Origin of the sequence: Nocardia altamirensis NBRC 108246, assembly GCF_001612685.1 — a bacterium.
GTDB lineage: Bacteria > Actinomycetota > Actinomycetes > Mycobacteriales > Mycobacteriaceae > Nocardia > Nocardia altamirensis.
The window spans coordinates 14,588-27,580 of sequence record NZ_BDAY01000119.1 but is presented as its reverse complement, the minus strand read 5'-3'; the positions used below and the strand labels follow the sequence as shown (position 1 = coordinate 27,580).

General features: G+C 65.0%; 14 protein-coding genes. All 14 read right to left on the bottom strand.

Going from position 1 to position 12,993, the window contains the following annotated elements; genetic code table 11:
• Positions 1 to 271: 271 nt before the first annotated feature.
• The 14 genes from murA to NA11_RS41275 all read right to left on the bottom strand — a co-directional run bounded on the left by murA (position 272) and on the right by NA11_RS41275 (position 12,894).
• Positions 272 to 1,531: a UDP-N-acetylglucosamine 1-carboxyvinyltransferase gene (gene murA / locus NA11_RS41340; RefSeq protein ID WP_069167571.1), complete on the bottom strand. Its 1,260-nt coding sequence runs from the start codon at positions 1,529 to 1,531 to the stop codon at positions 272 to 274.
• Positions 1,532 to 1,752: 221 nt separating this feature from the next.
• Positions 1,753 to 2,334 carry a cob(I)yrinic acid a,c-diamide adenosyltransferase gene (locus NA11_RS41335; RefSeq protein WP_069167570.1) on the bottom strand — a complete coding sequence of 194 codons (582 nt, stop codon included), beginning with the start codon at positions 2,332 to 2,334 and terminating at the stop codon, positions 1,753 to 1,755.
• A 147-nt stretch (positions 2,335 to 2,481) separates the two neighbouring features.
• Complete coding sequence (locus NA11_RS41330; protein ID WP_069167569.1) at positions 2,482 to 2,898, bottom strand: DUF2550 domain-containing protein; 417 nt, start codon at positions 2,896 to 2,898, stop codon at positions 2,482 to 2,484.
• A gap of 264 nt (positions 2,899 to 3,162) precedes the next feature.
• Complete coding sequence (locus NA11_RS41325) at positions 3,163 to 3,540, bottom strand: F0F1 ATP synthase subunit epsilon (protein WP_029903031.1); 378 nt, start codon at positions 3,538 to 3,540, stop codon at positions 3,163 to 3,165.
• Positions 3,541 to 3,546: 6 nt separating this feature from the next.
• On the bottom strand, positions 3,547 to 4,995 hold the full coding sequence (atpD, locus tag NA11_RS41320; protein WP_069167568.1) for a F0F1 ATP synthase subunit beta: 1,449 nt from the start codon (positions 4,993 to 4,995) through the stop codon (positions 3,547 to 3,549).
• Positions 4,996 to 5,011: 16 nt separating this feature from the next.
• Positions 5,012 to 5,983: a F0F1 ATP synthase subunit gamma gene (locus NA11_RS41315; RefSeq protein WP_069167567.1), complete on the bottom strand. Its 972-nt coding sequence runs from the start codon at positions 5,981 to 5,983 to the stop codon at positions 5,012 to 5,014.
• Between the two features lie 66 nt (positions 5,984 to 6,049).
• On the bottom strand, positions 6,050 to 7,687 hold the full coding sequence (atpA, locus tag NA11_RS41310; RefSeq protein WP_069167566.1) for a F0F1 ATP synthase subunit alpha: 1,638 nt from the start codon (positions 7,685 to 7,687) through the stop codon (positions 6,050 to 6,052).
• Positions 7,688 to 7,733: 46 nt separating this feature from the next.
• Positions 7,734 to 8,543, bottom strand: coding sequence for a F0F1 ATP synthase subunit delta (locus NA11_RS41305; protein ID WP_069167565.1), 810 nt, complete (start codon positions 8,541 to 8,543; stop codon positions 7,734 to 7,736).
• Positions 8,544 to 8,562: 19 nt separating this feature from the next.
• Positions 8,563 to 9,126, bottom strand: coding sequence for a F0F1 ATP synthase subunit B (locus NA11_RS41300; protein WP_069167564.1), 564 nt, complete (start codon positions 9,124 to 9,126; stop codon positions 8,563 to 8,565).
• 5 nt (positions 9,127 to 9,131) lie between these two features.
• Positions 9,132 to 9,380: an ATP synthase F0 subunit C gene (locus NA11_RS41295; protein WP_069167563.1), complete on the bottom strand. Its 249-nt coding sequence runs from the start codon at positions 9,378 to 9,380 to the stop codon at positions 9,132 to 9,134.
• Between the two features lie 73 nt (positions 9,381 to 9,453).
• Positions 9,454 to 10,302 carry a F0F1 ATP synthase subunit A gene (gene atpB, locus NA11_RS41290; protein WP_084655534.1) on the bottom strand — a complete coding sequence of 283 codons (849 nt, stop codon included), beginning with the start codon at positions 10,300 to 10,302 and terminating at the stop codon, positions 9,454 to 9,456.
• A gap of 255 nt (positions 10,303 to 10,557) precedes the next feature.
• Positions 10,558 to 11,016, bottom strand: coding sequence for a Cg1360 family ATP-synthase-associated protein (locus NA11_RS41285; RefSeq protein ID WP_069167562.1), 459 nt, complete (start codon positions 11,014 to 11,016; stop codon positions 10,558 to 10,560).
• An 11-nt stretch (positions 11,017 to 11,027) separates the two neighbouring features.
• Positions 11,028 to 12,185, bottom strand: coding sequence for an MraY family glycosyltransferase (locus NA11_RS41280; RefSeq protein ID WP_084655533.1), 1,158 nt, complete (start codon positions 12,183 to 12,185; stop codon positions 11,028 to 11,030).
• A 43-nt stretch (positions 12,186 to 12,228) separates the two neighbouring features.
• Positions 12,229 to 12,894 carry an L-threonylcarbamoyladenylate synthase gene (locus NA11_RS41275; RefSeq protein WP_069167560.1) on the bottom strand — a complete coding sequence of 222 codons (666 nt, stop codon included), beginning with the start codon at positions 12,892 to 12,894 and terminating at the stop codon, positions 12,229 to 12,231.
• Positions 12,895 to 12,993: the final 99 nt, after the last annotated feature.

Genomic DNA, 12,993 nt, shown 5'->3' with positions numbered 1-12,993 from the left:
ATCGCCCGGGTTTCAAGCCGATTGATCGGTGAGGCAACTTATCCAGCTTAGCTCAGCCGCTCCCCCGACTACAAATCAGGGTCTCGATCAAGCTAGTGTGAGCGTCAGGCGCTCCTCGTACTACCTCGTTTCCCTGGCCTCTCGCTCAGCGTTTCCGCTCAGCTCCTCGGCCCCGGGTCGGTGTCCGTGTCGCTCTGACCTGAATAAAGTTACGTGTCTGCGTGCATCATGTCAAATCGCCTGGTCAGGAAGGGTTTTCAGCGTTCATCTGTCATTCAGCTGCGCCGACCCGCTCCACCGAACCACCCAGAGCCTGTAGCTGCTCAACGAATTTCGGGTAGCCACGGTCGATGTGGAAGACGTCGTGCACCTCGGTGGTCCCCTCGGCAACCAGACCGGCGAGTACCAAGCCCGCGCCTGCCCGAATATCCGACGACCACACCGGCGCACTGGACAGCCGCGGAATCCCGCGCACCACTGCATGATGCCCATCGGTCCGCGCATCGGCGCCGAGCCGAATCATCTCTTCGACAAAACGGAAGCGCGCCTCGAAGACGTTCTCGGTGATCATCGACGTGCCGTCCGCGATCGCGGCGAGCCCGATCGCCATCGGCTGCAGATCGGTGGGGAAGCCGGGGAACGGCAGCGTCGAGAAGTTCACCGCGCGCGGCCGCTCGGCCTGCACCACCCGGAACCCGTCCTGCTCGAACGAGATCCGCGCACCCGAGGACCGCAGCTTGTCCAACACCAAGGACAGATGCTTGGGATTGACGCCGGTCACCCGCACGTCACCCATCGTCATCGCCGCGGCGATACCCCAGGTTGCCGCGACGATGCGGTCGCCGATCACCCGGTGGTTGGTCGGCGACAGCCGCTTGACGCCCTGCACGGTCAACACCGACGTGCCTGCACCGGTGATCCGGGCACCCATCTGCACGAGCATGTTGCACAGGTCGACGATGTCGGGTTCGCGCGCGGCGTTGTCGATCACCGTCTCACCCTCGGCGAGCACCGCGGCCATCAAGATGTTCTCGGTCGCACCCACGGAGGGGAAGTCGAGCCGAATCTTGGCGCCCTGCAGTTCGTCGGCGCGCGCGACCACGCAACCGTGCTCGATCTCGCTGGTCGCACCGAGCAGCCGGAGGCCGGCCTGGTGCATGTCCAGTGGCCGGGAACCGATCGCGTCGCCGCCGGGCAGCGCGACGACCGCCCGCTTGCAGCGCGCCATCAGCGGGCCGAGCACACAGACCGACGCGCGGAACTGCGTGACCGCGGGAAAGTCCGCGTGATACTTCGGTTCTGCCGGGGTGTTGATAGTGACCACCCCCGCATCGATCGTGACGTCGCAGCCGAGGCCGCGCAGCACGTCACCCATCAGCGGCACGTCCAGAATGTCCGGGCAGTTCGTGATCGTGGTGGTGCCTTCAGCTAGCAAGGCAGCGGCCATCAGCTTGAGGACGCTGTTCTTGGCGCCCCCCACCGCGACTTCACCGACGAGTCGATTCCCGCCGGTAACCAAAAACCGTTCCATGCCGCCTCTCCGCGTATTCGGCGCACTGTTGGGTGCAAGGATAGTTGCGGCACTGGCCCGCCACTCCAGGTATCCAGCTCCGCCGCTCCGGGTATTCAGCGCACTCTGGGTGCCACGGTAGTTCGGTTGCGGGCCGGCGTTCGGGTGCCGGGCTGAGTTCTGGGGGTACCCGGGGTGTTACCCATGTACTCAGGACGTGTGTCCTCGTGTCTCGAGCATTATCAGGTGCTCGACCTGGTTCCGCCGGGCTTCCACAGGATATCGCCGCCAGGATTCGCCACGCGGCTCAGGATGAAAAGCAGGTCGGACAGGCGGTTGAGGTACTTCGCCGGGAGGACATTCGTGTCTTCCGGGTGTGTCTCGATCGCCGCCCACGCGGAACGCTCCGCGCGCCTGGCAACGGTGCGCGCCGTGTGCAGCAGCGCGGCCAGCGCCGTGCCACCCGGCAGAATGAACGAATTCAGTGCTGGCAGTTCGGCATTGAACTCGTCGCACCAGGTTTCGAGACGGTCGATGTAGGGCTGGGTGATGCGCAGCGGCGGGTACTTCGGCTCCGCGACAACCGGGGTCGACAGGTCGGCGCCCGCATCGAACAGATCGTTCTGTATCTGCCGCAGGACCTCGACGAGGTGCTCGTCCGGCTGCCCGAGCGCGATCGCGACGCCGAGAGCGGCGTTCGTCTCATCGCAGTCCGCGTAGGCGACCAGCCGCGGATCGGTCTTCGCGACTCGCGAAAAGTCGCTGAGCCCCGTCGTCCCGTCGTCACCGGTACGCGTGTAGATCCGCGTTAGATGCACACTCACAGGGCAACCCTATCCCGTAACACGCAACAACTGATGCCGTAAGCACATGGGTAACTCACCGGGTACCGGCTGACTCGTCCAAGTCCGCTGCCGCCAACGCAACTCGCACAGCACCTGGGTCTGGCCAGAACGCGGAGAGCGGGCAAGCTAGCGCATTCTGCGCGTGCGGTCCGAGGGGCGGGACTCCACCCAGGACAGGAATGCGGTGCGGGCGGGGCGATCCAGGGCCAGCTCGAAGCTGCCGTCACGATCGGAGACCGTGATCACCGCGATGTCGTCGGTCATGATGTCGTACTCGTCGCCGACCGGCCCGCGACGATCGCCGATCTCGATGCCCTGCCGGTGAATTGTGCAGTCGGGTCCGAGTTTCAGGCTCGTCAGCTTGAAAAAGACCATTCGGTCCTCGTCGTATCTGATCAATCCGTGCCGCCAGCCCTGCCCACCACGGGCGGGGAGCATGCGCAGGATCGCGGCGGTTCCACCGCGGCGCAACATGATCAGGCGATAAGTCGAAGCAAGGGCGAGGAACACGAGCGTCAGCACCAGAATGATCAGGAGAACCATCCCGGTCTGCAATGCAGTTCGTCCCTTCGCTCTGCCGCTGTGCCGTCGCAGCCGTGTCGCCGGCACCCGTATTCAAATCGGCGGTGTTCGCGAGCCCTTCGTGGTCAGCCGAGCTGCCGCGTCCGGGTCCATAGCGCACACCGCCGTGCGGTCATTCAACCACGACCCCAAGTTTACAAACTGCGGGGCCGTGTCTTGATACAACTGTCGGCGGCGAAGAGACCTTCGCCGCCGACAGTGTCGTGCTCAATATCGGGTTGTGGCTTACGCGTTGGCGATCTGCTCCACCGCGCGCACCTGGGCCTGGGCCGCCAGCTGGTCCTCTTCGCTTGCCGCCGAATCGGCGAGCACGCGGCGGGCCGCTTCGACGTCGACCTCGTCCGCGAACTCCGCGGACTCGGCGAGCACCCGGACCGTGGTCGCGGTCACCGAGAAGAAGCCGCCGTGCACCGCGGCGACGATGCGCTGACCGTCGGTGTCCACGATGGACACGATGCCGCCCTCGACCAACTGGCCGAGCAGAGGCTCGTGGCCCGGCATGATGCCGATCTGGCCCTCGGTGGTCTGCGCACTGACGAACGTTGCCTGGCCGGACCAGAGCAGCCGCTCGACGGCGACGAGATCAACTGACATTTCCGACATCGCTGACTACTTTCCGGCGATCTTCTTCGCGGCCGCCTCGACGTCGTCGAGGCCACCGCAGGAGTTGAACGCCTGCTCCGGGAAGTGGTCGAACTCGCCCTTGCAGACCCGGTCGAAGTCGTCGATCGTCTGCTCCAGCGGAACCACCGAACCGACCTGGCCGGTGAACTTCTCGGCGACGAGGAAGTTCTGGCCGAGGAACTTCTCCAGACGACGGGCACGGCCGACGAGGACCTTGTCCTCTTCGGAGAGCTCGTCCATGCCGAGGATGGCGATGATGTCCTGCAGCTCCTTGTACTTCTGCAGGATCCGCTTCACCTCGTTGGCCACCGCGAAGTGCCGGTCACCGACGATCGAGGCCTCCAGGATGCGGGAGGTCGAGGTCAGCGGGTCGACGGCGGGGTAGATGCCCTTCTGCGAGATCGGGCGGGAAAGCTCGGTCGTCGCATCGAGGTGGGCGAAGGTGGTCGCCGGGGCCGGGTCGGTGTAGTCGTCGGCGGGCACGTAGATCGCCTGCAGCGAGGTGATCGACCGACCACGGGTCGAGGTGATGCGCTCCTGGAGCTCACCCATCTCGTCCGCGAGGGTCGGCTGGTAACCGACGGCCGAAGGCATCCGGCCGAGCAGGGTCGACACCTCGGAACCGGCCTGGGTGAACCGGAAGATGTTGTCGATGAACAGCAGCACGTCCTGGTGCTGCACGTCGCGGAAGTACTCGGCCATGGTGAGGGCCGAGAGGGCGACGCGCATACGCGTGCCCGGCGGCTCGTCCATCTGGCCGAAGACGAGGGCGGTGTCCTGGAGGACGCCCATCTCTGCCATTTCCAGGTGCAGGTCGGTGCCCTCACGGGTGCGCTCACCGACGCCGGCGAACACCGACGTACCGGAGAACTCCTTCGCGATACGGGTGATCATCTCCTGGATCAGCACGGTCTTGCCGACACCGGCGCCACCGAACAGGCCGATCTTGCCACCCTTCACGTACGGGGTGAGCAGGTCGATGACCTTGATGCCCGTCTCCAGGATCTCGGTCTTACCCTCGAGCTGGTCGAATGACGGTGGCTTGCGGTGGATGCCCCACTGCTCGCCGTCGCGGCCGAGGCCAGGAGAGTCCAGGCACTCGCCGAGGGCGTTGAAGACGTGGCCCTTGACGACGTCGCCGACCGGCACCGAGATCGGCTTGCCGGTGTCGGTGACGGGCGCGCTACGGACCAGGCCGTCGGTGGGCTGCATCGAGATGCAACGCACGATGCCGTCACCGAGGTGCTGGGCGACCTCGAGGGTCAGGGTCTTGGCCACCGAGGTCAGCGTGACCTCGGCGTGCAGGGCGTTGAACAGGTCAGGGATCGAGCCCCGGGGGAACTCGACGTCAACGACGGGGCCGATGACTCGGACGACGCGACCTGAGTCTGCGCCGGTCCGACTCGTGTTGTCTTGCGTGACTGCTGCGGTCATTTTTCTCTTCCTGCGCTTAGTCGCGGTCCGAGCTCGAAGCCAGGGCGTTTACGCCGCCGACAATCTCACTGATTTCCTGCGTGATCTGGGCCTGCCGCACCGAATTCGCCTGCCTCGAAAGCACATTGGCCAGGTCGTTGGCGTTGTCGGTGGCTGCCTTCATTGCGGTGCGCCGAGCCGCGGACTCGGATGCCGCTGCCTCGAGCAACGATGAGTAGATACGCGTGTTGATGTACTTCGGCAGCAGGGCTGCCAGCAGCACACTGGCGTCGGGCTCGAACTCGTACTGCGCGTGCACATCCGCCGTCGGCGAATCCGACACGATGTCCTCGCCCATGTCGAAGTTCTCGTCGACGTAGCTCACCTGGATCGGCGCCAACCGGCGCACCTCAGGGGTCTGCGTCAACATCGACACGAAGCGCGTGTACACGATGTGCAGCTCGTCGACACCGGCGATGTCGCCCGTGCCGTCCGGCGCGGGCACCACACCGTCGGAGCCCGCCATGAACGCCTCGACCAGGTGGTTGCATGCGGCCGAAGCATCGGTGTACTTCGGCTGCTGCGAGAACCCGGTCCACGAGGCGACCGGCGTGCGGTTGCGGAAGGTGTAGTACGTGAGGCCCTTGCTGCCCATCACGTAGATCACCGGTTCCTTACCCTCGCCACGCAGCGTGTGCATCAACTCTTCGGCGCGCTTGAGCACGTTGGAGTTGTAGCCGCCTGCCATGCCACTGTCACTGGTGATCACCAGCACGGCCGCCCGGCGCGGGTCGACGCGCTCGGTCAGCAGCGGGTGGGTCAGGTTCTGCGACGCGTTCGCCAACTCGCCGAGGACCTTGGTGATCTCCTCGGCGTACGGCTTGGCGGCCGCAACCCTGGCCTGCGCCTTGGAGATTCGCGAGGTCGCGATCAGCTCCTGGGCCTTGGTGATCTTCTTGATCGAATTCACACCACGAATGCGGGAGCGCAATTCACGCAAACTTGCCATCAGCGGTTCACACTCCCTTCATTCGTCTGCATTGAACGAATAGCTCGCATCAGTCCCGAACCTGGGTCACTTCTCGACGTGCTTGCGGGTGACCGACAGCGTCTCGACCTCTTCGTGCTCGAGATCGCCCGCCTCTGCCTCGTTCACGACACGGCTGCCATCGGAGGCGAGGAAGCCCTGCTTGAACTTGTCGGTCTCCGCCTTGATCTGATCGGCGGCCTCGTCCTTGAGGACCTTGCCACCCTCGATCGAGGTGTAGGCGTCGGCCGCGGCGCGGTGCAGGTGTTCGAGCACCTCGCGGTTGAAGCGGCGGATGTCGGCGACCGGAACCGAGTCGTAGTAGCCGGCGTCGACCAGGAAGATCGAGACGATCTGGTCCTCGACCGCGACCGGCGCGTACTGGTCCTGCTTGAGCAGCTCGACCCAGCGGGCGCCGCGCTCGAGCTGCGCCAGCGACGCGGCGTCGAGGTCGGAGGCGAACGCGGAGAACGCTTCCAGCTCGCGGAACTGCGCCATTTCCAGACGCAGCGAACCGGCGACCTTCTTCATGCCCTTGGTCTGGGCAGCGCCACCGACACGGGAGACCGAGGTACCGACGTTGATCGCCGGGCGAACGCCCTTGTTGAACAGGTCGGACTCGAGGAAGACCTGGCCGTCGGTGATCGAGATGACGTTGGTCGGGATGAACGCCGAGATGTCGTTGGCCTTGGTCTCGATGATCGGCAGGCCGGTCATCGAGCCTGCGCCCAGCTCGTCGGACAGCTTGGCGCAACGCTCGAGCAGACGCGAGTGCAGGTAGAAGACGTCACCCGGGTACGCCTCGCGGCCCGGCGGGCGACGCAGCAGCAGCGAGATGGCGCGGTACGCCTCGGCCTGCTTGGTCAGGTCGTCGAACACGATGAGAACGTGCTTGCCCTGGTACATCCAGTGCTGGCCGATGGCCGAACCGGTGTACGGCGCAAGCCATTTGAAGCCGGCGGAGTCCGAGGCCGGTGCCGCGACGATGGTGGTGTACTCGAGCGCACCGTGTGCCTCCAGCGCGGTCTTGACGCCCGCGATGGTGGAACCCTTCTGGCCGATGGCGACGTAGATGCAGCGCACCTGCTTCTTCGGGTCGCCCGACTCCCAGTTCGCCTTCTGCGCCAGGATGGCGTCGATGCAGACCGCAGTCTTACCGGTCTTGCGGTCGCCGATGATCAGCTGACGCTGGCCGCGGCCGATCGCGGTGAGCGCATCGACAGCAGTGATGCCGGTGGCCAGCGGCTCCTCGACCGGCTGACGCTCCAGCACCGACGCGGCCTGCAGCTCGAGCACGCGCTGCTCTTCGGCCTCGATGTCGCCGAGACCGTCGATCGGCTTGCCGAGCGGGTCGACCACGCGGCCGAGGAAGTTGTCGCCGACCGGGACCGAGAGCACGTCGCCGGTCCGACGGACCTGCTGGCCCTCTTCGAGGTCGGCGTACTCGCCGAGGATGACCGCACCGATCGCGCGGTCCTCGAGGTTCAATGCCACACCGAGCACGCCGCCGGGGAACTCCAACAGTTCGTTGGCCATCGCCGAAGGCAGACCGCTCACATGCGCGATGCCGTCCGCAGTGTCGGTGACAACACCGACTTCCTCGATGGAGGTTTCCGGGGTGTAGCTCTGGGTGTAGCTCTCGATCGCGCTACGGATCTCGTCGGAGGAGATCGTCAGCTCCGCCATGTTCTTCCTGCTCTCGCTGTGTCGAATGTCGGGGGGTGGGGGCGTGTCAGGTCAGCGACCGGCGCAGCCGTTCGAGCCTGCCGATGGCGCTGCCGTCGATCACGTCGTCGCCGACGTGCACGACAAGCCCGCTCAGCAGGCTCTGATCGACCTGCACGTGGACCTGAATCGGCTTGCCATAGATGCGTTTCAGCGAGGCGGCAAGCCGGTCCCGCTGCTGTGCCGACAGTTCGATCGCCGCGCGCACGTGCGCGACGATCTGATCGCGGCGGGCTGCCGCCAGGTCGGACAGCTCGTCGAATGCCACGCCGACAGGCTGCTTCTGCCTGGACACCACCTGCTCCGCCAGGGTGAGGGTGATGGCTTCGGTCTTGCCATTGAGCAGGCGACCGATCAATTCCCGCTTTGCCACGGCCGGCTTGGCCCGATCGGAAAGTGCCTGCTCCAGTTCGGGGTTGTCGCTGATGATCCGGCCGAGCCGGAACATCTCGTCCTCGACTGCGTCGAGGCGACCACTGTCGGACGCCGACTCGAGCAACGCCTCTTGCCCGAGCAACACCAGGGTGTCGACCAGGTCGGCGGTCCTGGACCAGTCCTGGGCAACGGCGGTGGTCAGCACGGCCTGAGTGGCCGGGCTGACCTTGCCGCCGAAGACCCGTTCGCTGAGCTCGGCCCGAACCGAGCCGGGCACCGACACGTCCGCGAGCGCAACACGCAGCGAACGCTGGTCGTCCAGCACGGCGACAACGGCGAACAGTTCGGACCCCGTCGTGGCCGCAACACTGTCGCTTCCGGTCAGAGCGGCCCTGAGCGCCTCCCGAGACCGGGCGCAGGCCTCGCGGCTCGCTGCGTACATGCTTCTCACTTTCGCGTCGCTACCTTCCGACCCCGATGCCGGCTTTCGACTCGTCGTCGAGCTCGGTCAGGAACCGCTCGATGGACGCCGCCTGCTTAGCTTCGTCCGAAACCGACTGCCCGATAATCTTTTCGGCCAAATCTACGGCGGTGTGGCCGAGTTCGGAGCGCAGTTCGGTAAGGATCTGCTGACGCTGGGCCTCCAGCTGGTGGTGGCCTGCGGCGACGATGCGGTCGCTTTCGGCCTGGGCATCCGCACGCATCTGCGCGAGGATCTGCTGGCCCTGGGTGCGCGCTTCCTCACGGATGCGTGCGGCCTCGAGCCTGGCCTCAGCCAGCTGCTGCTGGTACTGCTGCAGCGTGAGCTGGGCCTCTTCCTGCGCGACTTCGGCGCGCTTGATGCCACCCTCGATCTTGTCGGCGCGCTCGTCGAGCACCTTCATCAGACGTGGGATCACGTACTTGTAGAAGACGACCGCGATGATCGCGACGCACACGATCGACCAAACGATGTCGTACGTCTCGGGGAGAAGAGGATTCACATCCTCTCCGCTTCCCGCTGCGAGAACAGAGAACGTGTTCATCGGAATCAGAAGATGAAGCCGGCGACGAGGCCGATCAGGGCAAGCGCTTCGGTGAACGCGATGCCGAGGAACATGGTCGTCCGGATGGTGCCCTGCAGCTCGGGCTGACGGGCGATGCCTTCAATTGCCTTACCGACGACGATGCCGACGCCGATGCCGGGGCCGATTGCCGCCAGACCGAAGCCGATGGCGCCGTAGCCCTTGACCTTGTCCGAGTTGGTTGCGGCTTCCTGGGCCAGGTACGCGAGGCTCATGAGTCTTCCATTCCCTTTCTGTTGCACACCCGCCGGTCGGCGAGGTGTAGCAGGTTCAAAACATTCAGGCAGGTCAGTGTGAATCTGCGTGTTGTGCGAGTCCGATGTAAACGGCGGTCAGCAGCGCAAACACATAGGCCTGCAGGAAGATGACCAACAGCTCGAAGAGGGTGAACCCGAGTCCCGCGAGCAGCGAGAACGGCGAGAACACCTTCATCCACGAGACCGCGTCGAACAAGAAGAACCAGGTAGCACTGAAGAACAGCACCAACATGATATGTCCGGCGAGCATGTTCGCCATGAGTCGGACCATCAGCGTGAACGGACGCAGGATGAAGGTCGACAAGAACTCGATCGGAATCAGCAGTAGATGGAGCGCAGGTGGCACATTCGGCACCACGATGCTGCTACGCAGGTACGTAAAGAATCCGTATTTCCGGATGCCGACGTAGTTGAAGGCGATGTACGCGATCGCGGCCAGCACCAGCGGCATACCGATTCGGGCGTTCGACGAGATGTTCAATCCCGGAATGACGCCGGAGAAGTTCAGGAACAGAACCGTGAAGAAGATCGTCGCGATGAGCGGGAAGTACTTACGTCCGGATTCCTTGCCCAATACTTCGTCGGAAATCTGCTCCTTGACGAACACCAGACCGGTCTCGGCAATGTTCTGCAGGCCACGCGGGATGAGGCGCGGGCTCCGAAATGCGAGGATCATCACGATAATCAGGACGGCCGTCATCAACAGCCGGACCATCATCAAACGATCGATTTCGAACGGCGTACCCTCGAACAGCAGCGCTGGAGGGTAGAAGTCGGACAGCGATGGCGCGTGGAACTCGCCCGCCAAAGTGGTGACGCTCAGCGTTCTCTCCCGTGTTCGGGCCGTGAGTTCGGTTGAGCTCACGGTTCGATCGGACATTGACGATCAATTTGGGTCGACTCAGGTCGGCTCGAAGTTCGTCAGCAGCTGTGCGGCGGGGTTTGTTTTCCACCTGGCGTCTGTACGTGTGTCGGCGACATCGTCGACATGCAGAACCGGAACCCCTAAGGGGGAGCCCGGCACGGCAGTAAGCATAGCGGTACTCAGAGGGATCATGGCGATCCCCCCTTGCTTGGGTGCTTGCTTACCAACACTTTACCAAGTTATCTACGACAGCGTGTAGGTGGGTGGGGATCAATCTTCCCGATCAGGGGTTTCGGCGGCGGGCTCGGGCACCGTCACGTACGGAACACGCTGGCGGACAACGCCATACGCCTCCGCGCCGAGCACGATGACCAGCGCACCGATCACCGTCAAGAAAAGGACCATTCGGTCATAAAAGTCGAATTGATTCAGAATCGCTATGACCAAAAGGGCGACCAGCATTTTGCCGACCCAGCTGCCGAGAATCACCATGCCCGCGATGGACGGCTGCAGTTTCGCGCCGAACAAGACCACCGCGGCAGTGGTCAGGATGAACCCGCCGCCGATCGCGGAGCCGAACACCGCGCCCCACAACCCGGGCGTGCCCTTGGCGATGGTGCCGATCGCGACGGACAGCACCACCAGCACACCGAGCCCGATCAGGCCGTAGCGCAGCGCCGCCTTGAGCGGGGCATCGGGACCTGGCACAGGAGTGGGAGTGAAGTTCACGTTCCCAGACCCTACCCGGACGGCTTCTGCTCCTCCGCCGCCTCCCCGCGGCGCAGGCCGGGAACGGCCGTCACCACGAGCGCGAAAACCAGCCCACCGGCCATCAGCAGGACCACAAGACGACGGTCCATCAGCGCGGTGCCGACGGCGCCGAATGCAAGGATCCCGACCCACAAGTAGATGAGCAGCACCACACGCCGGTGCGAATGCCCGATCTGCAGCAACCGGTGATGCAGGTGCATCTTGTCCGGAGTGGAGAAACTCACACCCGCGCGCACCCTGCGCACGATGGCGAGCACCAGATCCAGCACCGGAATGAACATCACCGCACCGACCAGCAGCAACGGCGACAGCAGACCGACGATGTCCTTCGTGCCGAAACCCTGCAGCGGGATGCGGCCCGACGCGCTGGTCGACACCGCGGCAAGCACCAGGCCGATCAGCATCGAACCCGAATCGCCCATGAAGATCCGCGCGGGCTGGAAGTTGTGCGGGAGGAAGCCGAGACAGGCGCCTGCCAACGCCGCGGCAAGCAGCGCGGGCGGGTAGGTGTCGACCGAGCCGCCCTGCTCGTTCATCAACCCGAGTGCGAAAACGAACACCGCGAGCGCCGCGATCAGGCCGAGTCCGGCGGCCAAACCGTCCAGCCCGTCGACGAAATTCATCGCGTTGACCAGGGTCACGGTGACCGCGACCGTGACGAGACCGCCCTGCAGCGCGTCCAGGAACACGGTCGTGTTGTTGAACGGGTTGTAGATGCTGTACCAGCTCAAACCCAGCACGGCGATCACACCCGCCGCCGTCACCTGCCCGGCGAACTTCGTCAGCGCGTCGAGTCCCCAGCGGTCGTCGACGATGCCGACCGCGACGATGATCGTGGCGCCGACCAGCACCGCGGCCGGAATGTTCGGGCTGTAGTCGAAACCACGGCGCAGCGCGGGAAGCTGATGCGCGAACAGGATCGCCGCGACCACGCCGACATAGATGCCGACCCCACCCATCCGCGGGATCGGTTTGACGTGCACGTCACGCTCACGCGGCACCGCCACCGCGCCGAATCCGATGGCGAGCACCCGAATTCCGCCGGTGGCAAGGAAAGTCACCACCGCGGAGACGAGCAGGACGAGCAGTAGCTCCCGCAGCGGGACGACCGCACCGGAACCGATCACGCGACGCACCCACCGATCATCGGAACCGTGAGGCTCTTCGCGATCATTTGACGGAGGCGCTGGACAGCGCCTCTGGCGACATTCCGAGCACATCGGCGATATCGCCGATGGGGACCGCGCCCTCGCGCAGGATGCGCGGCTGGTCGGCGGTCAGGTCGACGATGGTTGACGCGATGGCGTGATCGGCAGGGCCGCCGTCCAAGTAGGTGCTGACCAGGTCGCCGAGCTGGTCGCGGGCTTCGGCGGCGGTCTTGGCAGGCGGTTGCCCGGACACGTTGGCGCTGGAGACCGCCAGCGGGCCCACCTCACGCAGCAGTTCCAGGGCGACCGGGTGCAGCGGCATGCGCAGCATCACGGTGCCTCGAGTATCACCGAGGTCCCACGCGAGCGAAGGCGCTTGCTGCACAACCAAACTCAGGCCACCGGGCCAGAACGCGCGGATCAGCTCGCGCGCCTGCGGGCGCACCGAGAAGACCAAGCCGTCGATGGTGTGCCATGAGCCGACCAGGACCGGCACCGGCATGTCACGACCGCGGCGCTTGGCCGCGAGCAACGAGCTGACCGCGGTGGCATCGAAAGCATCGGCGGCCAGTCCGTACAGCGTGTCGGTCGGCAGCACAACCAGTCTCCCGGATTTCAGGGCACTGGTGGCTGCGGTCAATCCGGCAGCGCGCGAGTCGGGATCCGAGCAGTCGAAGACGGTACTCACACCGCACATGCTAGCCCGCCTCTCCGAGCCTTTTAGCCAGGCCTAGGTGCCACACCCGTCGCTGACGCGGCCGGCGGTGAGGCCTTGGTCAGGTTGGCC

What these genes read in the sequence shown, in the direction of transcription:
- atpA (WP_069167566.1), bottom strand. Translation starts at nt 7,687, where the DNA reads ATGGCGGAGCTGACGATCTCCTCCGACGAGATCCGTAGCGCGATCGAG.
- murA (WP_069167571.1), bottom strand. Translation starts at nt 1,531, where the DNA reads ATGGAACGGTTTTTGGTTACCGGCGGGAATCGACTCGTCGGTGAAGTC.
- NA11_RS41305 (WP_069167565.1), bottom strand. Translation starts at nt 8,543, where the DNA reads ATGTACGCAGCGAGCCGCGAGGCCTGCGCCCGGTCTCGGGAGGCGCTC.
- NA11_RS41315 (WP_069167567.1), bottom strand. Translation starts at nt 5,983, where the DNA reads ATGGCAAGTTTGCGTGAATTGCGCTCCCGCATTCGTGGTGTGAATTCG.
- NA11_RS41330 (WP_069167569.1), bottom strand. Translation starts at nt 2,898, where the DNA reads ATGGTTCTCCTGATCATTCTGGTGCTGACGCTCGTGTTCCTCGCCCTT.
- NA11_RS41325 (WP_029903031.1), bottom strand. Translation starts at nt 3,540, where the DNA reads ATGTCGGAAATGTCAGTTGATCTCGTCGCCGTCGAGCGGCTGCTCTGG.
- NA11_RS41295 (WP_069167563.1), bottom strand. Translation starts at nt 9,380, where the DNA reads ATGAGCCTCGCGTACCTGGCCCAGGAAGCCGCAACCAACTCGGACAAG.
- atpD (WP_069167568.1), bottom strand. Translation starts at nt 4,995, where the DNA reads ATGACCGCAGCAGTCACGCAAGACAACACGAGTCGGACCGGCGCAGAC.
- atpB (WP_084655534.1), bottom strand. Translation starts at nt 10,302, where the DNA reads ATGTCCGATCGAACCGTGAGCTCAACCGAACTCACGGCCCGAACACGG.
- NA11_RS41300 (WP_069167564.1), bottom strand. Translation starts at nt 9,126, where the DNA reads ATGAACACGTTCTCTGTTCTCGCAGCGGGAAGCGGAGAGGATGTGAAT.